The 23591-nt window shown below is 40.0% G+C and carries 19 protein-coding genes; 8 read left to right on the top strand and 11 right to left on the bottom strand.

Translation table 11 applies throughout. From position 1 onward, the window contains the following. The first annotated feature begins 80 nt into the window (after positions 1-80). The 3 genes from FXW07_RS10840 to FXW07_RS10830 all read left to right on the top strand — a co-directional run bounded on the left by FXW07_RS10840 (position 81) and on the right by FXW07_RS10830 (position 3262). A complete protein-coding gene (locus FXW07_RS10840) occupies positions 81-2096 on the top strand; it encodes a thioredoxin domain-containing protein (protein WP_346655649.1) in 2016 nt (671 codons plus the stop codon). Positions 2097-2261: 165 nt separating this feature from the next. Further along, positions 2262-2492, top strand: coding sequence for a cytochrome b5 domain-containing protein (locus tag FXW07_RS10835; RefSeq protein WP_229395452.1), 231 nt, complete (start codon positions 2262-2264; stop codon positions 2490-2492). Between the two features lie 221 nt (positions 2493-2713). After that, positions 2714-3262 carry an adenylate kinase family protein gene (locus tag FXW07_RS10830; protein ID WP_229395451.1) on the top strand — a complete coding sequence of 183 codons (549 nt, stop codon included), beginning with the start codon at positions 2714-2716 and terminating at the stop codon, positions 3260-3262. A gap of 1310 nt (positions 3263-4572) precedes the next feature. Here FXW07_RS10830 and FXW07_RS10825 read toward each other — a convergent pair. The 3 genes from FXW07_RS10825 to mer all read right to left on the bottom strand — a co-directional run bounded on the left by FXW07_RS10825 (position 4573) and on the right by mer (position 7277). Continuing rightward, the gene (locus tag FXW07_RS10825; protein ID WP_229395450.1) at positions 4573-5094 is read right to left on the bottom strand and encodes a nicotinamide-nucleotide adenylyltransferase; all 522 of its coding nucleotides are present in this window, start codon (positions 5092-5094) and stop codon (positions 4573-4575) included. A 56-nt stretch (positions 5095-5150) separates the two neighbouring features. Then, the gene (gene fpoF / locus FXW07_RS10820; protein WP_229395449.1) at positions 5151-6191 is read right to left on the bottom strand and encodes a F420H2 dehydrogenase subunit FpoF; all 1041 of its coding nucleotides are present in this window, start codon (positions 6189-6191) and stop codon (positions 5151-5153) included. A gap of 99 nt (positions 6192-6290) precedes the next feature. Beyond that, complete coding sequence (gene mer, locus FXW07_RS10815; protein WP_229395448.1) at positions 6291-7277, bottom strand: 5,10-methylenetetrahydromethanopterin reductase; 987 nt, start codon at positions 7275-7277, stop codon at positions 6291-6293. 1948 nt (positions 7278-9225) lie between these two features. Between mer and FXW07_RS10810 the strand changes: the two genes are divergently transcribed. The 5 genes from FXW07_RS10810 to FXW07_RS10790 all read left to right on the top strand — a co-directional run bounded on the left by FXW07_RS10810 (position 9226) and on the right by FXW07_RS10790 (position 13918). Beyond that, on the top strand, positions 9226-10122 hold the full coding sequence (locus FXW07_RS10810) for a right-handed parallel beta-helix repeat-containing protein (RefSeq protein ID WP_229395447.1): 897 nt from the start codon (positions 9226-9228) through the stop codon (positions 10120-10122). 591 nt (positions 10123-10713) lie between these two features. Further along, positions 10714-11397: a flavodoxin family protein gene (locus tag FXW07_RS10805; RefSeq protein WP_229395446.1), complete on the top strand. Its 684-nt coding sequence runs from the start codon at positions 10714-10716 to the stop codon at positions 11395-11397. A gap of 93 nt (positions 11398-11490) precedes the next feature. Continuing rightward, positions 11491-12126, top strand: a complete 636-nt coding sequence (gene afpA / locus FXW07_RS10800; protein ID WP_048118180.1) for an archaeoflavoprotein AfpA — start codon at positions 11491-11493, stop codon at positions 12124-12126. 55 nt (positions 12127-12181) lie between these two features. Next, entirely contained in the window at positions 12182-12688 is a 507-nt protein-coding gene (locus tag FXW07_RS10795) for a ferritin family protein (protein WP_229395445.1), read from the top strand. Between the two features lie 21 nt (positions 12689-12709). Next, on the top strand, positions 12710-13918 hold the full coding sequence (locus FXW07_RS10790; protein ID WP_229395444.1) for an FprA family A-type flavoprotein: 1209 nt from the start codon (positions 12710-12712) through the stop codon (positions 13916-13918). 1 nt (position 13919) lies between these two features. Here FXW07_RS10790 and FXW07_RS10785 read toward each other — a convergent pair whose 3' ends face one another. From FXW07_RS10785 to FXW07_RS10750, 8 genes are all read right to left on the bottom strand, one after another. Then, a complete protein-coding gene (locus tag FXW07_RS10785) occupies positions 13920-14069 on the bottom strand; it encodes a hypothetical protein (RefSeq protein WP_229395443.1) in 150 nt (49 codons plus the stop codon). Between the two features lie 782 nt (positions 14070-14851). Further along, a complete protein-coding gene (locus FXW07_RS10780) occupies positions 14852-15487 on the bottom strand; it encodes a cyclase family protein (protein WP_229395442.1) in 636 nt (211 codons plus the stop codon). Between the two features lie 174 nt (positions 15488-15661). Further along, positions 15662-16678: an isocitrate/isopropylmalate dehydrogenase family protein gene (locus FXW07_RS10775; RefSeq protein ID WP_229395441.1), complete on the bottom strand. Its 1017-nt coding sequence runs from the start codon at positions 16676-16678 to the stop codon at positions 15662-15664. Between the two features lie 64 nt (positions 16679-16742). Next, a complete protein-coding gene (locus FXW07_RS10770; RefSeq protein WP_229395440.1) occupies positions 16743-17303 on the bottom strand; it encodes a manganese efflux pump MntP family protein in 561 nt (186 codons plus the stop codon). Between the two features lie 534 nt (positions 17304-17837). Next, on the bottom strand, positions 17838-18338 hold the full coding sequence (locus FXW07_RS10765; protein WP_229395439.1) for a hypothetical protein: 501 nt from the start codon (positions 18336-18338) through the stop codon (positions 17838-17840). A 569-nt stretch (positions 18339-18907) separates the two neighbouring features. Beyond that, positions 18908-19786, bottom strand: coding sequence for a hypothetical protein (locus FXW07_RS10760; RefSeq protein ID WP_229395438.1), 879 nt, complete (start codon positions 19784-19786; stop codon positions 18908-18910). A 322-nt stretch (positions 19787-20108) separates the two neighbouring features. Further along, a complete protein-coding gene (hacB, locus tag FXW07_RS10755; protein ID WP_229395437.1) occupies positions 20109-20606 on the bottom strand; it encodes a homoaconitase small subunit in 498 nt (165 codons plus the stop codon). A 179-nt stretch (positions 20607-20785) separates the two neighbouring features. Then, entirely contained in the window at positions 20786-23308 is a 2523-nt protein-coding gene (locus FXW07_RS10750; RefSeq protein ID WP_229395436.1) for an oligosaccharyl transferase, archaeosortase A system-associated, read from the bottom strand. Between the last annotated feature and the right edge of the window lie 283 nt (positions 23309-23591).

The raw sequence follows: 23591 nt of genomic DNA, 5'->3' as shown, positions 1-23591 counted from the left end.
TACTGGGAAAAGAAAACAAAAAACCTAACCGTCTGATAAATGAAAAGAGCCCATATCTCCTCCAGCATGCATATAATCCTGTGGACTGGTATCCCTGGGGAGAAGAAGCTTTTGAGAAAGCCAAAAAAGAAAATAAACCTATTTTTCTATCAATTGGATATTCTACCTGCCACTGGTGTCACGTAATGGCACATGAGTCATTTGAGGATGAAGAGGTAGCAAGACTCATGAACAGGGCTTTTGTTTGCATAAAAGTAGACCGCGAAGAACGGCCGGATATTGACAATGTTTATATGACAGTCTGCCAGATTATTCTTGGAAGAGGTGGTTGGCCTCTTAATATCATCATGACCCCAAACATGAAGCCTTTTTTTGCAGGAACCTATATCCCTAAAAATTCTCGTTTTAGCCAGACAGGAATGCTCGAGCTTGTGCCTCGAATAGAGGAAATCTGGGACAGGCAGCACGAAGAGGTCCTTGAGTCGGCTGATAAAATCACGTTTACGATCCAGAATATGATCTCAGAGTCAGCAGGAGAGGGCATAGGGAAATCAATAATGGAGGAAGCTTACGAAGAGCTACTGACTTCCTTTGATAACGAATATGGCGGTTTCGAAAGAGCTCCCAAATTTCCTACCCCACACAAAATATTATTTTTGCTCCGATACTGGAGACGTAGCGGGAACCCTGAAGCTCTTCATATGGTTGAATATACCCTGGAAAATATGTACAGGGGAGGAATCCATGACCACCTGGGTTCGGGTTTTCACCGTTACTCTACAGATAATACATGGATTGTCCCTCACTTTGAAAAGATGCTATACGACCAGGCTCTTATTGCAACTGCATACACTGAAATTTATCAGGTTACCGGAAAGAGACTGTATAAGGAAGCAGCAGAAGGAATTCTTGACTATGTGTTAAGAGATCTGATATCTCAGGAAGGCGGATTTTATTGTGGGGAAGATGCTGATGTAGAAGGGGAGGAAGGAAAGTACTATCTCTGGACTTTAGAAGAAGTCCGAAAGGTTCTTAGTCCCGAGGAGTCAGAACTGATTACAAAGGTGTTTAATCTCAGTGAAAGAGGTAACTTTGAAGAAGAAATAAGAGGTAAAAAAACCGGGACTAATATTTTTTATATGCCTCGCTCTCTCGAATCGCTTGCGGTCGAACTAAAAATTTCTGCTGATGAAGTTGAGAGCCGGGTAAAAATGGCTAAAGAAAAACTCCTGTTATCCCGAAATAAACGTAAAAGACCTGCAAAAGATGACAAGATTCTAACTGATTGGAATGGACTTATGATTGCAGCTCTTGCAAAAGGTTTCCAGGCCTTTGGCGAGGAGAGATACCTGAAAGCTGCCGAAAAAGCTGCGGATTTCATTCTCATGAAACTTTACAGTCCCGATGGGCGATTGCTTCATCGATATCGAGACGGAAAATCCGGGATTTCCGGAACGGCAGATGACTATGCATTTCTGGTCCATGGACTCCTGGAGCTTTACGAGGCAGGATTTAAACTGGATTATCTTAAAGCGGCTCTTTGCCTTAACAGAGAATTTCTCAATCACTTCTGGGATCCCGTTCAGGGAGGATTTTTCTTTACTGCTGACGACAGCGAGTCACTTATTTTCAGGAAAAAAGAGTTTGCGGATGCAGCCATACCTTCAGGAAATTCTATTGAGATGCTGAATCTTCTTAGGCTTTCCAGGATAACTGCAGATTCCGAGCTGGAAGATAGAGCTCAAGGGCTTGAACGCGCTTTTTCAAAACTCATCAAAAAAATCCCCTCCGGGTATACGCAGTTCTTATCAGCTCTTGATTTTGGTCTGGGCCCATCTTATCAAGTGGTAATTGCCGGAAAGCATGAATCTCCGGACGCTGGACAGATGCTCGAAGAACTCTGGACGTACTTTATTCCTAATAAAGTGCTGATATTCAGACCTGAAGGAAAGGATCCTGAAATTACAAAGCTGGCAAAATATACGGAAGAGCAGGTTCCTATAGATGGAAAAGCTACTGCGTACGTCTGCCAGAACTTTCAATGTCAACTTCCTACTACTGAGGTCAATGAGATGTTAAGAATGTTAAATGTGTGACTGCAATTGAAACTGAAAGCTTTAGTCAAATGAGTTATTAAAATTAAAATTAAAATTAAAATTAAAATTAAAATTAAAATTAAAATTAAAATTAAAATTAAAATTAAAATTAAAATTAAAATTAAAATTAAAATTGAAATTGAAATTGAAATGGAGAGATGGAAATTGAAAGAATACACACTTGAAGAACTTGCAGAGTATAATGGTAAAAATGGAAAGATTTATGTTGCCTATCAGGGCCAGGTCTATGATGTCTCAGACAGCTATTTATGGGAGGATGGTATACACCAGGGACTTCACGATGCAGGAAAAGACCTTACTGAAGAAATGGACGAGGCACCTCATGGGCCTGAAATGTTTAAGGACTTTCCTGTTATCGGGACTTTGAAAGAATAAAGTGATTTGAACTACAATCTCTAGATTAGAAATATGTTGTTGAGTGTTTGCTCAAAAGGTATAAAACTGGCATATCAGAAAAATATAAAACTGGCATATCAGAAAGGTATAAAACTGGTGTATCATGAAGATTTAGACTGGTGTGTTTTGTAAAAAATATTTTTCGAATAATTTTTAAGGGCTGCATTAAGTATAATTGATATAAATCCATTCTTTTTTCCATGTTAATAGGACTCACCGGTACGCCAGGGACTGGAAAAACCTCGGTAAGTAAGTTTATTGAACAAAAAAGGCACTGGAAAGTAATCCACCTTAACGAAATGATCAAAGAAGAGCATCTTTACACCGAGATCGATGAGGAAAGGGATGCGGTTATTGCGGATATGGAACTTGTCAGACAGCGTCTTAAAGAGATGATTAATGGAAGGGAAAATGAGCTAATAATTCTTGAGAGTCATCTTGCCCATTACATCGCAGATATCGTGATTGTACTTAGGCTGTATCCTGCTGAGTTAAAATTAAGGCTGGAAGAACGTGGCTATTCGGAAGAGAAAATAAGGGAAAATATTGAGGCTGAGGCTCTCGATGTGATCCTGGTTGAAGCCTTTGAATGGTGTAAGAATGTTTTTGAGATAAATACAACAGGAAAGAGCATTGAAGAGACAGGACAACACATAGAAAAAATAGTAGATCATATTTTAAGTGGCAGTGAAAAAGAATTGCTGGACTATAAACCCGGATCAATTGATTGGATTGATCTTGTTCCTTAATTGTTTGGAACTTAATTATTTCTGAATTAAATAGAGGAGGAAATTGGTAAGGGATGTGGGGACTGGATCCCCGGAAGATTAACACTTCCTTTTCCCTTAAATTGCTCCGTTACAACAGGCAGGACAATCGCCTGATGAACATTTTTAGCATCTGACTTTAATCTTAACGGTTGCACAATCGGTTTTTCCATCCTTACCTTTTACACAGTATTTGAAACTGTCAATACAAGATTTTTTGCAACTCGCTGGCTTTGTGTAGCAGAATTTACCGTTACTCTTCATACATACCTTGCCGCCCAGTTTGGTAGTAAAGCATCCTGTAGATGTAACTTTAAGGTTGCATCCTTTGTCATTACTCAGCACGTTATAGCAACAAGACTTGCATTTACAATTGAATGTATCGTTTATTGCATCTGTTTTACACTTGTTCTTGTTGCATGAGGTGTTGAATGCGGCTGCTCCTGTCATTGACATGACAAAGAAGATCAACGTGAAAATACATATTGTCTTGAATAAAGTTCTTCTCATTTTATACCCTCCATAGTATACACTCAACCATAAAATGTTCAAAGATATCGATTTTTAAGTCCTATTTTCACTGGTAATGAAAATATACTCTTCCGGATTAAAACCCCCGATTTAACAGGGAGATATATTTTCATATGATTGAGTGATCTTTCTATGCTATTTCTTAACAAACAGTTAAAAAATAAACAGTCTGTTCTATGTTTTTATTTGCCTCTTGCTTCTTCGAAAATATAGGTACTCTTCAACGTGCTCAGTATTAGCATCAATTTCAGTAATTAACCTTATATGTCAAATTAAGGTTAAAAATTAAAACGCAGTATTACAAAACACATAGAAAATGATCCAACATCTTTACGAAAAAGTTATAAGAGTTCACAATTAGAAATAGTCGTTTCTTTTATTAAACATTTTCTCTTTAATTTACTTACAACTGTTGGCTGTGTGAACTTATTAAAAAAAATAATAGAGTATTAGCCATACCTGGATAGAGACAAATAGTTATGTGTAGACTATGCAGTTGTCACCGAATAATCTACACACAGATTTAAGATAATGAAATTATGGATCTATTCCTGAACTGTAAATTTGAAGTTATATTTTCATCATTCCTAAAGAGAACAGAAAAATGGAAAGAAGGTTGAAATAATAATGGAAGAGGAAATGTAAAGAATAAACAAAAACAAGAAAAACTAAAAGTAAGAAAAATAAAAACTGAAGAGAAGCTATACTGAATCTAGAAAGATTTCAAAGTGATTATACAAACTTCATAAGAGTAACCACTTTTATAAGGAAGAATTGTTATCGCTGGCTGAAACGTTCCTGAGGCGGTTTACTCCGTCTATTTCCTTTATCACTTCGACGACTGACTTTGGAACAAGGTGTTCCCATTTTTCCCCTGCAACCATTCGTCTCCGAATCTCCGTTCCTGAATATCTTTCCCGGATATAAAGAGGAGATTGTTTTACGCAAACTCCAGCCTCTTGGAAGAGCTGAATAACCAGCGGATTATTCGAGTATACTACTTCGAAATGAGGCGTTCGGGACGCAACGTGATGGACCCAGATGGAGTTATACTTGATATCTTCAATAGGGAGAACATAGTGTCGGATTGGGAGATTTTCAAGCGCGTTGTACACCATCAAAACCCTTTCTCCTGCCGTAAATGGGTCAGTTGATTCGTGACTTTTCTGAGCACTTCCTATGCCTACAACCAGCTCATCAACTTCTTCCGCAATCTGCTTGATTATGGTATGGTGACCAAAATGATACGGTTGAAAACGTCCAATATAAAAAGCTCGCGTCATCCCGTATTTCAACCTCCAATGATACACTTGTTATTTATTCTCTATATATTCTGATTTCATACAGTTTCGTCACGAATTCCTGTCTCAAAGCTGAACTCTTTGCAGACCTCTTTGAAATGTTCAGCATTATTTTTGCGCTTCATATCAATAAGCTTTCTTACAAGCTCAAGGCCAGGCTTTGGATCTTCCATGATTTCCATTTCTTCGCGGACCATATCGAAGTATTCCTCTCCGATATCTGTCCTTATAAACACAGAGTTCCATCCATCCGGAGCACCAACCGAACCTACAGAAATGTCGGCAAAGACTGAAGTGTAGTCACAGCAGTGATGGCAGGGGTTTCTGGCATATTTGGCTACATCCTTGATAGGCACGGAGTGAACCTCGCCGTCACTGGTGTAGACCCAGAATTTACCTTTAGTGAACTCCATCTTTCTGACGTCTTCTATCTTGACTTTCATAATCTCCGGGATTATTTTATCAAGCATTACGTCATGATAAAAACTTTCCATACATAGTAGTCCGATGATAAGCACAATTTTCTCGCTTACATTTTCCCTGATCAGCCGCGCAGAATGAGCCTGACAGGGCACCCCGACAACTGCAATCCGATCATATTTTTCAAAGGCTTCCCGGAGGGCTGCGACAACCGGGTCAGAAGTATACTTGGTTCCTCTTACCTTCTCAACGTCTTCAGCACTTGTCAATAAAACGACTTCTGGTTCCCATTTTTCGTTTCGAGTGATCCCTACTGCGCAGTCGATTTTGTCCTGCTTGAAAAGAGACTTAAGGATACCACTGGTAACTCCTCCATCTTGGCTGCCAGCATTTTCCCTGGACCTTGCGGCAAAAAACGTGCGCACATTTGCAAGCTCATTCTCAATGAAGCCGTCTACTACTGGACAGATTCTGCTGCAGGTTAAGCAACCTTCACAGACAAGATACCCAGCTCCTTTTTCATACAGGCTCAGATCGTTTGGATCACGGATTTCTGCCGCCTTCTTTACAGTTACAGCTCCTATAGGACATACGGCCTCGCATGCTCCACAGGCTGCGCATACGTCATGTTCAATGACTTCTGCAATCTTTGGTGGCAATTAGTTACCTCCAACACCTTGATATTCTTGCCTTACCGGCAAGACGTTTTTTAAAAATATAATAAAAAATTAAAAAAAATTATGCAAGATGTAATAAACTTACATCTTTGCAATGATTTCTTTACCTATAAGTTTTATTGCTTTCTCTTTGTCAGGACCTATTGGAGATCCGGCGACAATCTGGGTAACTCCGATTGCCTCAAGGTCCTTGATTCTCTTCATGCAGTCATCAGGAGTTCCGCAGATAGAGAATGCCTCGATCATCTGAGGGGTAACAAGTCCACCCATAAGAGCTCCGAAGTCTCCCTTGGCGATAGCTGCACCGATCTGGCTCTTGGCTTCGACAGGAATTCCATGTCTTGCGAGAACAAGGTCAGGGGAGCCTGCTACAATGAAAGCAACCACTACTTTTGCGGCATTGACTGCTTTTACAGGATCCTTATCAATTGAGAAACAAGCGTATGCTGTAATATCAACTTCGTTTGGATCACGGCCGGCTTTTTCGGCTCCCTTCTTAATCTGTTCTACAGCTACTTCGAAGTCTTTCGGGTGGGAAGCATTAATAAGGACTCCGTCTGCGATCTCACCGGCAAGTTCAAGCATCTTGGGGCCCTGAGCACCCATATATATAGGGACATCTCCAGCTTTGAAAGCAAGCTTGGCACCTGCAAACTTAACCATTTCTCCGTCCATAGAGACCTTCTGGCCTGCAATAAAGCCTCTGATTGCTTGGATTGCTTCTTTGGTGGTTGCAAGAGGCTTTTCCCATGCAATGCCCATGGCATCGAAGGTCGCTTTGTCTCCAGGTCCAAGGCCGAGAACTGCCCTTCCGCCTGAGATCTCGGCAATTGAGGCAATGCTGGATGCTGTAATTGCGGGGTTTCTGGTGTAGGAGTTTGTAACACCGGAACCGATCTTGATACTGTTTGTGTTCAGGGCAAGAACGGTAAGAGTGGAGTACACATCACGGTTGTTGTAGTGGTCAGTGATCCAGACATGGTCGAATCCCTGCTGTTCTGAGAGCTTTGCGTAATATGCGATCTTTAAGGCGGGATCGCTCGGCACAAATTCGATTCCGAACTTCATCTCAAGTTACTCCTGATTACTGTCTATTAATTAAATGGGTCGTTTTTTGTCCCCAAAATATATTTATTAAATAATAATTAATATCCGTTATAATAGACATTAATTATAAACCTTATATGATTTCACATAACAGTATTTAAGAATCTATATATATTTAACTGTATTAATCAAATTATATAAAAGCATCTGTATAAAAACGGTTTATTATTTGTTCTTCCTCAGTACTTTTCAAACCTAAATCACTAAAGAAAGATAATCATACCTGGAACTTACGCACTTATGCTGCAAATCAAGTGCAGTAAACGCCATAATTACTGTTTCATTTTTGAAAAGTTATGGGTTTAATGCTATTGTTTTGTGCTTCAAGTGCGTAAGTCCTAATACCTTAAAAACTTTTCCAGAAACTGGCACTTGAAACCACAGTTTAGAACTGTACTGACTTGAATCATGAACAGAAACTGGGCTTTTTCGAAGAAAACTATTCTTTCAAATTGGCCAAAAGGTTTATATTGGAAAATGCCATGCAACGAAAATTCCGCAGCGATCAGGCGAATATTAACTGTATGAATTGTGCAAATGGACTCTTCGAGGGGTTCAACTTTGACATCAGAATAACTTATGTCTTGAAAATTTAGTTATTGGTCATATATTAACTCTTAATCGCTATCTTTTGATGAAAAGCTATAAAAGATTATGCTCAATAATTAAGTTGTCATGAAATTAGTGTCGAGTCAATCATCAAGGATTTAATAATTCCGAATAATTGCAATCGATTTTATACGACATTTTCCGGTTGACCCGACACTAGAGGAAAGCGCTGAAAATGAGATCAATAATTCTCCTTTTACACTGGCATTTTAAAGATAGAAAGCAGCGAAAATCGTTACTTTACTGCTGCCTTACTTTCATGATAATGCTGATTTACCTCACTATAGTATCTTTGCTCTTTAAGTAATGTTGACCCATTTTGTGTTTTTTACTGTTGAAACAACATATCTTTCTAGCTGGCAAGGTCTGAGTTGCAATGAATGCATTTAGAGTTACGCATTTAGAGTTACGCATTTAGAGTTACGCATTTAGAGTTACGCATTTAGAGTTAATCTCATTTATGGGGTTCAGTTTCAAGCGATTTGCGTTTATGGCTGGTTCTTGTCAGTAGTTATTCTGTTAATAGTTTAACACATAAATAAAATCAACATCAAAATTTACATGATAATATGGTCTTTGTTTCACAGCTTCTTCTTTGTATTTTATAAAATTATTTTTATTATTATTATTATTATTATTATTATTATTATTATTATTATTTTTATTTGAACTACTTATTTAAATTCCCTTTGTAATATTTTACTTCTCTGTTCCTTAAACACCTGAAATATCCTTAAATAATTATATACAATATAAATTTGTTTAATATAATACCAAAAATATTTTATAATAGGATCACATAACCAGGGGTGTCAACTCAGAAATTCAATAATGATAAATCAAAACTTTCTAAAAAATAGAGTTGATCTGGCTAAAGGCCGTATTAGATAAAATGATATTGACCAGAAGGCTACTATCCTGTGGTCAGTAGTGGTTTTAATTTGTAGAAGCCAAAACTTCTAGTTTCCGGCCACCTCCAGTGACTAATCCCTATACGTTATTGGAGAGTGGATACTCTGTGTGCAACGTGTCCGCCCCACTAAATCGCAGAGAACCGAATTGGATAGGTTCAAAAAATATTACGCAGACGTAATAGGAATCTGAATACCCGTATAGAGCCGACCTGATCAGAGAGTTCTATTCAAGAATTCAAAATCCCTACCTGATTAGATTAGTTCGGAAAAGTAAGTATTACGAGTACGTAATATGAAATTTTGAGAATATTTGGGAAAAAAGTACCTTACTGTATGTTTTTTGATTTCACTTAATCCCTATAAAAATCCAACCCAAAGGTGATACGATGCAAAAAAGACAACTAGGAACCCTATTCCTGGTAACATGCCTTATTTTAACAACTGTACCGGCTGCGTTAGGCGCTCAGAGTACAAAGGTAGTAACTGTTGCTGGAGACGGAAGTGGAGACTACAATTGTGATGGAAAAGCCGATGATGTCCAGATTAACCAGGCCCTTGAATTTGCTGCACAAAACCCGGGCACAACTGTCCACCTTAAAGGCCCGTTCACATATGATATAAGCGATTCTCTCCAGATTGGCAGTAACACAGTCCTTGAAGGAGATTCCGGTACAAAGATTAAGCTTGCCAAAGGACTACCAGTCTGGGGTGGGCGTGAAAGCAGTATTTCAGAGAAGAAAGCCATGCTTATGGTTAGAGGCAGTTCTGCAAGCGATGTTACAATAAAAGGCATAACTGTTGATGGCAGCCAGTCCGATTATTATTCTGGTGTCAGGCTCGGGACCTCCTGTTATAACATGGCAACTATAGTAAACTGCAACGGATTAACAATTCAGGATGTTACGTTCCAGAATGGATGTAATGATGCAATGCTCATTTCACAATCGAGCAACGTAGTGATAGATTCCGTAACTGTAAATAAATGCGGACACGATGGTGTATATGCCTATCATGTAAACGGCATCACAGTTAAGAATTGTAACTTTATCAACCGGACTAATTCGTCCGTTAGATTCGATTCCGTTACCAATGGGGTCATGAAAAACAATGAATGTACTACTTCCGGTGGTGGATACGCAGGTCTGGAACTACAGGGAACTCTTAAAAACATAGAAGCTTCTGGCAACTATTTCCATGACTTACCTGCCCCTGCAGTGGTGCACTTAAATACAAAAGAAACTGGTGTAAATATCCACGACAATAGAATTGAAAACTGTGGATAAGATCTTTTCTTATTGGAAAACTCTCAGTTCATCAACTGGGAGTCAATCCAATTTATTTTCTTAATAAGATCAGGATTAATTTTTGTTCGAAATCATCTATTTTGTTCGAGATCATCTATTTTGTTCTAAATCACCTATTTGTTCAAAATCATCTATTTTGTTCTAAATCACCTGTTTTTTGAAAGCGTTTGTTTTGTTTCAAATCACATAATACCTGTTTTTGTTTTCTTGAGTGCGTCGCGTTTCCGAACGAATGCTTCATGACGTCTCATACTTTCTCAGTTTTTGGAACTTAATAGGTCGGCTTCTCAATAATATCTAGATAAACTTTTCGGTGAAGAGACTTTCAATATATCCTTGATTTGCGTGGCAGTTAATCCTTAAAAAGGAAAATACAATCCTCGGAGACGGAACAATTTGCTTATTCCTCCTCACGATAGCGATATACAAAAGACTTAAGCTGTAAAGGGAAAAATTAAAAAAATTCAAGCATATAACTACTCAGGCATAAAATTATTTACCCGAAAGATATACCAACATATAGATATATTTGCTTATATACATAATTTTACTTATAATTCGGAGGGGGACATGCAAGAAACCGAAGCCAAACCTATACGAATTCTCGGAATATCCGGAAGTCCCAGAAATATGGCAACCGATTTTCTGGTCCGGGAAGCACTGAAAATTGCGGAAGAAAAATATGGTGCAGAAACCGATTACTTTTCCGCAAAAGGGAAAAAGCTGAACTTTTGCATCCACTGCGACTTCTGTTTAAAAACAAAGGAAGGCTGCATTCACAAGGATGATATTTCAGCCGAGCTATACGACAAAATGATCTGGGCAGACGCCTGGATTATCGGAACTCCTGTTTATCAGGGAACACTGAGCGCTCAGACCAAAACAATTATGGATAGATGCAGGGCTGTAGTTGCCAAAAACCCAAAGGTTTTTTTGAATAAAGTTGGAATGGGCATTGCAGACGGAGGAGATAGGATAGGGGGACAGGAACTGGCAATCCAGGCAATCCTGAACTTTTATGTAATCAACGAAATGATACCTGTGGGAGGAGGCTCTTTCGGAGCTAACCTGGGGGGGACATTCTGGTCGAAGGACAAAGGGGAAGAAGGAGTCTCAGAAGATTCCGAAGGCATGAGAAGCCTTAGAAGAACTCTGAAAAAACTTGTCCAGACAACCCGGCTTGTAAAAAATGCTTCTTCGGGAATGGAATCCAAACCCCAGTCGTCTGAAATGCAAAAAGAAGAAAGCAAATGATGTAAACTTTGGAAGATGGATTTTCAGGATTCAGGTTAATCAGGAAGATAAATAATTCCGTGATTTGTCAGAACCAGTTAAGGAGGAGTTATTTTGGTAGAACCATTAAACAAGAACATCAAGCGAATAGCATGGGGAATAACAGGTTCGGGAGACCAGATGATTGAGACCTATAGCATTCTGGTGGACATTAAAAACCGAACAAATGTTGAAGCAATGGTTTTCCTCTCTAAAGAGGGCGAGACCGTAATGAAATGGTATCATCTCTGGGATAAAATCCAGAACGACTTTCCTAACTTCAAGGTGGATGCAGGCCCTAACTCCCCGTTCATTGCAGGCCCGCTGCAGATGGGATACTACGACTTCTTATTGATCGCCCCGGCAACTGCCAATACCGTGGCAAAAATTGTGTATGGGATTGCAGATACTCTTGTTACAAACGCAGTTTCTCAGACTGGGAAAGGACAAACACCTATTTTTATCCTGCCTGTAGACCAGAAAAGAGGTAGTGTAAAAACCTCTGCGCCAAGTGGCAGAGCCTTTGAACTTAATATGCGCGAAGTAGATGTTCAAAACTCGGAAAAACTTGCACAAATGGAAAATATCACGGTGCTTGAGAGCCCTTACGAGATTTATGACATATTCGGGCTTGAGCGACCTACTGAAGATATAATCCTGAAAGTGAAAGAACGAAAAAAGAAGAAAACTAAGGAAGAAACCAAAATATAAAAACTTTAAAACTCGGGTAATCTGAAGAGATAAGTTATCAAAGGGGGTAAGAGGTATGAAAAGTACGTATCAAAATGTAGTAGAGGAAGTAAAAAATCTGAAAGGAATTGAAGAAGCTGTAGCTCTGGCAATTGAGAGGGAAACAGCGGCAAGAGACTTCTACTTTAGTAAAGCTGCTTTAATGGACAAACCGAAATTTAAGGAACTCTACGAGTATCTGGCAAATGAAGAGGTAAAACATCTTGGCTATCTTGAAAAATATCGGGATCAAAATGAGCTGCCTGTAACCAGTACGGAAATTCCGAGTAGCCAGTCTTTCACCCCTGAGTTTGATATGGGGCGCATAAAAGGTGGAGAAATTACGCTTGGAGATGCGGGAATCCTTGTTGCAGCTCTCAGGCACGAGAGAAAAAGTGAAGATTTCTATCTGGAAGTCGCAAAAATGGTCGATGACGAAAGCCTTAAAAATTTCTTCGAGATGCTGGCAGGTTACGAAAGAAGTCATTACGAGTTAATTGACGAGTTCCTGGAAGAGATTACCAGTTTCCGGATGCAGACCTGAAAAACCAGACGAGATGCGAATATGAATGCAGAAGAAACAGGTGGAGTCGTTGAACTCTCCAGTGGTGTATACTGGGTAGGAGCAATTGATTGGAACGGAAGAGATTTTCACGGATTTACAACTCCCGGAGGGACAACCTACAACTCCTACCTGGTCGTTGGGGAAAAGACCGCACTTATAGATACGGTAAAATCTCCCTTTGCAGGGGAGATGCTCAGACGAATTAGTCAGGTTATAGACCCTTCAAAACTCGACTACATTGTAGTAAACCATATGGAACTTGATCACTCAGGTTCTCTGGCAGAGCTTAAAAAACAAACCGATGCTAAAATACTCATTACAAAAAAGGGCGTTGATATCCTTAACGGTTACTTCAAGGGCTCAGGTAGTGAGAACTGGGACCTTGAGGTTGTGAAGACAGGCGATCAGCTGGATCTGGGTGGCAAAACCCTTCGGTTCCTGGAAGCTACAATGCTGCACTGGCCTGATAGTATGGAGACTTTCCTGAAAGAAGATAGGATCCTCTTTTCAAATGATGGTTTCGGGCAGCATATAGCAACTTCAAAAAGGTATGATTTCGAAGTGGGAGATGTCCTTCCTGAAGCAGCCGAGTACTACGCAAACATTCTCATGCCTTTCCATCTGCCGCTTCTTCGTTATCTTGGGTTATTAAACAAGTTGGAAATAGAGCCCTTGCAGATAGCTCCTTCTCACGGAATTATATGGAAACGGGATCTGCCGAAGATCCTTGAGGCTTACAAATCGTGGGCTGACGGAGAGGTAAAAGAAAAAGTGCTTGTGATATATGATACCATGTGGGGCAGCACAGAAATAATGGCAAACGAAATTGTCGAAGCTGTCCGAGCCGCAGGTGTGGAGGTAAAACTGCTGAATCTTCGAAAAAGCTCGAGGAGTGATATCATGAAAGAGATGCTCGATGCAGCCGTCTTTGCAGTAGGCTCACCGACTCTTAATAATGGGCTCTTTCCAACGGTCGGTGACTTCCTGGTATATCTCAAAGGCCTGCGCCCCCAGAAGAAAAAAGCTGTGGCATTCGGGTCCTATGGCTGGGGAGGAGGAGCAGTAAAAACCATAGAACAGGAACTAAAAAGCGCAGGAATTGAAGTGATTGGTCCCGGGTTGCAGGTAAAGTACAGACCATATGAAAAAGAACTGTTGAATTGCAAAAAGCTTGGAGAGCAGCTTGCAGCTACCGCAAAAAAGTATTAAATTATTTTATCCCGGCTCTCCATTTAACATTTTTTTCGTAGCGTTTTTCATTTTTTGATTCCATTTTTTGAAAGCCTTCCGGAAGGTTTTCAGCCTCAATAGCCGTATAGCCTGGAATTTTTGCCGGGCTTTCTGCAAGAAATACTTTCACTCTGCTAGGCTGAGGTTAATAAGTACTGAAGTAGTTTTTGTAAATAGAGGTGAATACAATGGAGGAAATATTCAAAGGATTGATCGAGCGTGCTCAGTATTATGAGCAGTTTGAAAGTTACAGAAACATAAATCCCTCAGTACAGTTTGAAGATATGTCTATACTTAAACAAAAGGTACCAGTAATGAGTATATAAAACAGGATTATTGACTACTAGCCTGGAAGCACTTGAGTCATATAATAAAAAACTGCGAATTGAAAAGCTGCGAATCAAAAACTGCGAATCAAAAACTGCAAATTAAAAACTGCGAATCAAAAACTGCGAATCAAAATGATGTAAAACCTCTAAAGAACTAAAACCTCTAAAGAACTGGAATGTTGAGAAGTAAGTTTCAAAATAAGTCAATTGAAGTGGATCTCAAGAACAGATCATATAAGTAAATCTCAAGAACAGACCAACTGAGACGTAAACTTCAAGAAAAGTAAGAAAAAAATCGAAAACACGAAGAAATTCCGACGAAAATTAAAGGCGGAGAGAAACTTACTTTTCAACCGGTTCCATTTAGACCTGCGATTTCTATCCCAATTCCAAAGGACAAATTTTGAATTCAATTTTTTATAATCATTGAAAACAATAGAAAATAGTCAAAATAGAAACCAAGACTGGGCGACATATTTAAACTGGAACGGTTTCTTGAAACCGGAATATTGCCCTTCTAACTTTTTGGTATCTGCTGTAATCACATGTTACTATTTTTTCCTGATATTTGTCGTTAAGTGTATTATTCTTTAATGAGTATCACTCTCGCCGGAGCTCCGTCCGTATCTATACGGAGAGGCAGACCTACGAACGTATATTCCCCTTCAGGAATGCCGGCAAGGTTGAGCCCTAAAAACAAAGTCGTATTATTTATAAGCAGTTCACGGACCTCGTCGTCCCCATCGGGTTTCTTGATGCTCAGGTAATCAAATCCCAGTGTTTTGATTCCGGCATTGACGAGGTATTCAGCTGCATCTATTTTAAGGTGTACATAATTCTCAAGGAATTTCACGTACCCAAGGGCCGAGTTTCTGGTCTTTAGAAGCACTATCTCTTCAGGCCCGATTTCAAACTCTTCAAGATCCTGACTGTGAATTTCACTTTCCACAAGCGTGAGATCAAAAACTCTGCATTTTCCATAAAAATGATCAAGAGGCAGGTCAGCAGTGCTTTCTCTACCATTTCTTAGATGCAGTTTGGATTCTACATGAGTGCCTGTATGGCTTCCCATAGTCAGGATAGACTCGTTTTCCTTATCCCTTGGGACGGAGGCATACCTCTTAATAGAAGGTCCGGGCTTTCCCGGATATACAACCATTTCTTCCGTAATAGGCAGTGAGATATCGAAAAATTGACGCAGAATGAAACCCCCATTCATTCGTTAGCGATAAATCCGTATTTAAGTGCAGTCATTTTTGATAAAAATGTAACTGCGCTTTATTATAAAAAAGGGTTTAAAACATTAAAAACTCTTCTCTGGCAGGAAGCGGTCTATCCTATCCGGTTGAACTATGTTACCAGGTTTAGCTGATTTTACCAGGTTTAACTGGTTTTACCGGGTTGAGTTGCATTGATCTTGTATATTGTTCCTCACATATTCCGCAACCGCGTTTCCGACTTCCATTGTGCTGGCCGTCCCTCCGAGGTCAGGAGTGATGATTTTCTTTTGAAGTACATTGGTTATTGCCTCATCGATAATTTGAGATCGAGGTTCTCCCATCCATTCGAGCAGCATCTTTACACAGAGGATTGCAGCAAGCGGGTTTGCAATGCCCTTTCCGGCAATGTCAGGTGCGCTCCCGTGCACAGGTTCGAAGAAGGCATATTTATTCCCTATATTGGCGCTTGGGACAAGGCCGAGACTTCCTACAAGGGCTGCGCACATATCACTCAAAATATCTCCGAAGAGGTTCGTTGTGACCACAATGTCATACCTTTCAGGGTGCATAATAAGATTGTAAGCCATCGAGTCAACCAGCATATCCTCATATTCCACGCCGTTAGCACTGGCGGTTTGCCTGCAAACATCGAGGAAAAGCTTGTCGGATTTCAGGACATTGGATTTATGGACAATAGTCAGCTTGTTCTTTCTTTTCTTTGCAAGCTTACAGGCATATTCTGCAATCCGCTCGGAACCTTTCCGGGTGACGACTCTTTTCGTCCAGGAGATTTCGGGCCCTATTTCCTCAATTCCCGAGTACAGACCTTCAGTGTTTTCCCTGACAATAATAAAATCAAAATCGTTTCTCCCGGTAACTCCTGTTATACCGGGCAGAGGTTTTACAGGCCTGACATTAGCATACAGGTCCAGTTCCTTTCGTATAGTCAGGAGCACGCTTTTGTAATTCGGGTCCGGTACAGTAGTAATTGCCCCAAAAAGGACAGCATCGCACCCTTTTATAGTTTCCAGATCATCATTTGATATTGCAGTTCCTGTCCTTTCCCACCGGGTATAGCCAAGCTCCAGGGGTACTTTTTCAAACTCAAGCCCGAAAGCATCAAGGACTTTAACAGCTGCAGGGATTACTTCCCTGCCTATACCATCACCTTCGATTACAGCCAGTCTCATATTAACTGCATCTTAGTTAGGGGTATATGAATCTGGCGTAACTTTTTGAGATTTCCAGGATTTATCAGATCCAGAGCAGATGCTCGGCAAGGATTTTTCCACCAATCCCGATGAGAATAAGCCCTCCAATAATCTCGACTTCGTGCTCAAAAAAATGACCTATTCTGTACCCCAGGACTGCTCCGCAAAAAGACATTAAAAAAGTCACACAGCCTATTATAATCACAGGTTCAAGGATAGGAGTATTGAGAAAAGCAAAGCTAATTCCCACGGCAAGGGCATCTATACTTGTAGCGATTGCGAGCATCAGAAGCACCGAATAATTGAGGGAATTTATCTTCCCATCCGGGTCTCCGTAAAGAGCCTCATAAATCATTTTGCCTCCGATAAAGGCCAGAAGCCCAAAAGCAATCCAGGGGGCGTAGTTTGATACAAAGCCACTTACTGCGCTCCCTCCAATCCAGCCCAGCACAGGCATAAAAGCCTGAAATCCTCCAAAAAAGAAGGCAAGCTTCAGTGCATCCTTTAGTTGAAAAGGCCGTATGGTAGTGCTGCTGGACATGGAAACTGCAAATGCATCCATTGAAAGCCCGAGCCCTAAAAGGAAGTTAGTCAGGAAAGACATTCGGTGAACTCCAGTTTCGTTTTATAAATGAGATTTTTCGGGATAGTTAAACTTTTAGTATATAAGTTAGGGATATTTAATGTTTTAACAGATGATTTATGGATAATTAGAGCTTTAAAATGTAATTTATGGATAATTTGAGATTTAACACATGATTTTGGGGTAATTAGAGCTTCAGTACATGAGTACATTTGAGACTTGAAATCCTCAAAATACCTGTATGCCTGGTTATTACCCTTTTAATGATCCAATAAATATACAATCAGATTTAAAACTATGTCTTCTGTGCAGGCAACTGCTGAAAAATACTTTATGAGAGGATAAGGGATAATAGATCTCATCAAACTTCAGGCAGACTAAGTCCCAAAGGTCTGCGTAACATGATAGAAGAGACAGTGTTTGAATTAAATTACTGTGTGGATATTTTCACTTTGCTCACACCTTAGTTCTGCTCATACATATTGGCAATCCCTGGCAGCACTTCGGTTAAATAAATCTGCTCACATCTTAGTTCTGCTCACATCTTAGTTCTGCTCACACCTTAATTTTAGACTTTTCCTTAACCACTGTTTTTGTTTTATTGCCCGATATTTCTGCTCTCACTTTTCTGTAGACAGTATAGTTGCCATTGCCTTCATAACAAATAGCATATTTATACTGATCTCCATCAAAAAACTTAAAGCCTTTTCTATAAAACGCCGGATATTTTACAACACGCAGCGGATCAAGCGAATAACGCTGATATATGTTGCTGTCAGCGAGAGTTTTAACCAAATCAGGTATTACATCCACCTGTTGATACTTCCCGTGAATATTACGTCCAATGATTGTGTTGTAAGCAAGTGAAGCCTGTACCGCAACTTTTACAAACACAAACTTCAGCAAGAAAATCCCTACAACGAATCCAACAATCCATACAATCGTGAGCAAAAGAATAGCATTACCCCCCTGACTTAATTTTGTGATGTAATCGGCTACCCGTTTCCGATTACATGAGTCACTTAAATCTTTGATGTTCCCCTCAAATCCCCTCATTTACGAGCGTCGCTAGTAAATGATCCTTTAAAAGGATGACCTTCATAGATTATAACATTTTCTAAATTTAGTCAAGAATTTCTATTAATACTGAACTTATGTATATATAATAAAAAATCTTATGATTTAGACCTAAGACTATAATTAATAAAAGTTGATCAGATTCTTACACAAAAGATTGTTACTGACAAAAAGATAACACGAGTCCTGCTCTTTCACCTGACACGACAATTCATAAGTGCGTGTTACTTGCGTGTCTTATATCGGGTCTTCCTCATTCCCTGTGGATAAGATGATTTTCAATTCGAGACCGCATTGGTTTTTATGAAGACATTATGAGGATATCCACACAAAACAACGAAGAGCCCTTATACTTCTTGCGAGATCAGTTTCGGATTTATCAATAGTTGATGAAAATGGGAAGATAGGAGCAGGCAGCACTACTATTCAAAAAAAGGTACAAAATAAGTAAATTGAATTTCGCACAGGCAGTTTTTTCAATTACCAGTTTCCAGTGTAAGTTTCCTCAAGTAAACTTAGAAGGCCTGCAGTTTAATTTGTGAACACTCTTATACCTGGCTATTTAGATCCTCTGAACCCTGCCTGAGGCTGTTTACAAGTTTTCGGATAGCTTCAGCCACCTGGTACTCCGATGCCCCCCAGTGGACTACAGCTCCATCAAAACCTGAAATCTTTACAAGCCCTGAATTTTCAGACCTGCAGCAGCGAGTAATAAAGGATTTTGAGGGTACAACTATTTCGGACTTGAAAGGACATATGTTTATAAAAGAATACTCTAATTCAGGAAAACGCATCTCAAAAAGAGTCTTCGAAATCTCGCATCCTACAAGTAAATGTCCATTTTCTGTGAGCACATCCGAATCCAGGCACTTGCCTTCGAGTCCAGACGCGCTGCATGGAAAAACCGTATTTTTTCCTTCAAAATGCCTGAGGTCAATTACCTTTTCAGTAAACCTGACCTGGAGGTCCCCGAAAATTCCACTGGCTTCGAGCCTTCTCACAACAAGAGAAAGCCAGGACGGATAAGGGGGAGCAACGTCAAGGATTTCTAGCTCAAGAATGCTTGAAAGGTCAGGGGCATGAACAAAAGTAACATGCCTATCCATACCTGTAAAAATTACCGTGTTCACTTTGCCGGTACAGAGCTTTTCTGCAGTCTCGATCAGGAGTGTGCGGTTTTTTATGTTTAATTCCCTGTCATACTTTACCACCTCTTCTCCTGAGGCTATTGTTTCGAGAGCTTCAACTTTCCTGAGCAGTCCCTCTCCGCTTTTTTTTACGTGATAAACTGCATATTCGTAGTCGCCTGTCTGAGGATTTTCCTTTTCTGTAATCAGATAGTCAGTAAGAAAATAGATAGGCTCTTCAGTGCCCGGGCAGAAGGATTTTGTTACGCCCACATACTTATACTCATCAGGAAAAAGCATAGATATCGGTTGTTTTGGATGATTTTTTGGGTTGTTGATTCTATAGTCACAAGGCTAAATAATGCAGCTACTCAACTGAGATAAAATGAAATTTTTATTGCAACAATTACAGGTGTGACCATAGGTTACTGTTCTGGATTCCCTTTCTGGATTACTATTATTTTAGTAATTATCAAATTTAATCCATTTCCGATATGTTTCCGGTGTACATTTCGGTGTACTTTTCGGTGTACATTTCGGTGTACTTTTCGGTGTACATTTCGGTGTACTTTTCAGTGTACATTTCAGTGTACTTTTCATATTTTGATATTTACTGGACTAATTATTCTTTTTGCTCATCTTGGATTTTTTTTCTATGGGCTACAAGCCCGCCGTCAGCAAGTATCTGGAGAAGGAAATCCGGCAATTTATTTCCCCTGAATGTGCCTTTATCTGAAACTGTAACCTCGCCTTTTAGCAGATCAACCCTGACCTCATCGCCCTCCTGGCACTCTATATCGGCTTCAATAAGAGGTAACCCTACATTGATTGCATTTCGGAAAAAGATCCTCGCGAAAGATTTTGCGACAACGCAGGCTATACCTGCATGTTTTAAAGCAAGGGGGGCCTGTTCTCTTGAAGAGCCGCAGCCGAAATTGCTGCCTGCTACAATAATATCCCCTGGTTTTACTTTTTTTGCAAACTCGGGGTCAATGCCTTCCATTGCATGAGCTGCAAAGACCTGCATATCTTTGGTTCGCAGATATTTACCAGGAATAATTACGTCTGTATCGATATCGTTTCCGAATTTCCAGACTCGGCCTATGATAGGGTTTTTCATCGCACTTCACCTGCGAAGTAGGTTTTTTTAATAGTATATCTAGATAGCGGGAAAATAAAATAAAAGTCTGCAGACCTTGCCTAAAAATAAAGTTGAAAAGATATATCCTAAAAATAAAAGCAAAGGAAAAAGAAGTAAAAATAAAGGTGAGTGGAGTGAGTAATAGTACACTCCGTAGCTTATACCTTTACTTCTTCTCCTTTTAATACGGCTTCTTCACTTACTTTCACTTCTTTTGTCGTATTGCCATAACTCACTACATAGGGTCCTGAAGGTGCGGTATCAAACTTTGTTTCGCCTGTACTCGGACCATCGGTCGAATAAGGCACTGTAAATTCATACCTACCCTGTGAATCTGCAGTTGTTGACTGCGAGTATCCAAAGGTCCTTCCCTGATTTGTAAGAATTGTCGTGTTTATATTCACGGTTTCATTGGGGGAAGCCGTTCCTGTTATATTTGCACCCTTGACGTACTCGAAGATCTTGACATAGCCGGTATCTACTTCAGAGAGTTTACCTCCGTAGAAGTAATTGTATACCTGTTTATACCCGACCTCGTCAGTTTGGTAGGCCTCAGTCTCGTGGACCATACGGTACTGTTTCAATCCATTTCCGTCAAAAATATGCAGTTTTGCTTCCATAGAATTAAAATATCGGGTAGAAGGTATGTTCTGATATTGGCTACCTGTCCAGTAAGCCTGATAATATCCATCAGTATCAAGAGTCCAGGCAGGCATTGCCCCGAATATTTCTGTAGCCATTCTGGCATCAGACATTATATATCGTGATCCTGCTTTGTCGGACCTTGGGTCTATGGCTTCAAGTATTGCACTTGCTTCTTTTTCAGATGGAGCTGTGAAGAAGGTTGCTGCACCTGGTTGGTTTGTCTCGTTAATACTTGCCCTGCGGCCTCCTATTCCTGCCTGGAACGGGTTCGCATTCGGCATCCTGTGCCCTATTGTCTCTATATAGTGTCCGTAGTCCCACCAGGACATAACGCCATAGGCAGTGTCAGGATAATTGAAAAGTTCTCCGTTTATCGGGGCTTCATAAGTGGCATTGTAGTCCATCCCAGGGTCCGGGGTGTTTGAGCGAAGCCAGGTACAAGCTTCCATCCAGGGCTCATTGGGCTCATTTGAGCCAACTGCATATAGCATTGCATATGCATATACCGGATAAATTAGAAATACCGCTATAAGCAGGACTGCTATAATCTGCTGTACTTTGAAGAATTTCAATGCCTCTGGAATGTCTGCTGGTGACTTTACAGTACTTTTGAACTTCTGGTCAAGTTCACCCCATTTTACTTTTTCAAGTAACAGTCCTCCCAGATATGCACTCAGGATTGAAACGTTTATTGAATAGTAATATGCAAAACGGTTCTGGCCGTAAATTGCAAGGAGAATAAAGAAACTCCAGACAAGAAGCAGAAATTCCTGAGGCTTTGGTCTTCTAAATAGATTTGCAGCCAGAATAAGCATTCCTAGAATAGAAGCGAGAAATCCCGTAGTAGTGAAATTTGAGAAAGCTTTAGAAAGGGTAAAGACACCACTACTGTAAAATATAGAAGTAGCTTCACCAATTGTCGAAGGCCCTCCCTGTTGAATCCCAAAAACAGTGCTCGGAGCGTTTATAATCAGGGAATAAAGAGATGGAGATAAAACCTTGATACATATAAGCCCGAGAATACCAGCTCCGAGGATTAGCAGAGGGTAGTAATAAGCCGTCATTTGCTTTCTTTTGAATTCCCTTTCAATAAGGCTCAAAGCCGCAAAGCCTGCCATTGTCCCAAGGGATGTGATAACATGGAACCAGGAGTAATAGTACAGAGAAAAACCCATGTCAGGGTGGACAAAGGGAAGGATAAGGATTGTACTTACTAAGCAGGTGACTATGCCTGTAAACCCAAGGTAGTCGCTGGATTCATTCCGGAAATTGTCCAAGATATACTGGAATATAGCGTAAACAAGTACAATTAATAAGAATAGCGAGCCTCCTGGCCAGCAAAGCTGGTAGGCTGAATACATTATTCCAGCCATAACCGAGTATATAAAAGGTTCTTTCAGGACATTGAATTTCTTATTGAACACATCTTCAAAATTAAGTTTTTTCTCCTTTGCTGAAATCAAGGCCAGCATGAAAAACATCATGAAGAAAGTACTGAATAGTGATTCAGCGACATGATGGTCTGTAAAACCAATCAGTGAACGGGTCAGAAACTGCCCTGGAGCAAATGCTATCAGAATCGCAGCCAGAATCCCGGTTTTATGCCCCCCAAGATATTTCCCAATGTAGTAAACCGGAATAACAGTTAGGGCTCCGAGCACGGCAGGAAAATAAGCTCCTACTGTATAAACCAGTTGAGAACTGGGATGTCCCATTCCAAGAATCAGGGAGATAATGGCCATCATTTGGTCGAACAATGGGCCGAAATGTATGTAACTCCCGTTAGGATAGTTGGTCATGGGATTGAAAAACATCCTGTGTGGGTAATTTTCAAGCAGGACGAATAAGGTACGCATATGGTACCAGGCATCGTTGGTCGCAAACTTTACGGATCCATCGGATAAGAACACCGAATCTGAAGGAAGTGTTCTGACCCATAGAGATATAAAGCCAATTATCGCAACTGCCAGAGTATATGGCCAGCTGGATTTGATTTTGTTTTGAAATGATGATACAGGATGATCCTGAGAACTCATAATAATCCCCTTTAAGAGGTAAGTTTTTTCAATTAAATATATAATTTGTGGAAGAAGAAAATCAAATAGATAACATTATCCTATGCAGGCAAATCAGTCTGATTATTTATAATCCTGCTTATCCATTTTCGGAAACTTCATGCATTTTTCATATTGAGTCGTCAGAACAGTCTTCAAGAGGTTCAGTATTCCTGGAGGAGAGTTACTTTTCTTTCCCGACTATAGTCTCTCTAAAACTGTCTACTTCGAAACATTAGTAAGTCTTCTAAGACGCTGCAATGTT

Origin of the sequence: Methanosarcina sp. DH1 (genome assembly GCF_020804205.1) — an archaeon.
GTDB lineage: Archaea > Halobacteriota > Methanosarcinia > Methanosarcinales > Methanosarcinaceae > Methanosarcina > Methanosarcina vacuolata.
This window is presented reverse-complemented; position numbering and strand designations above follow the sequence as displayed.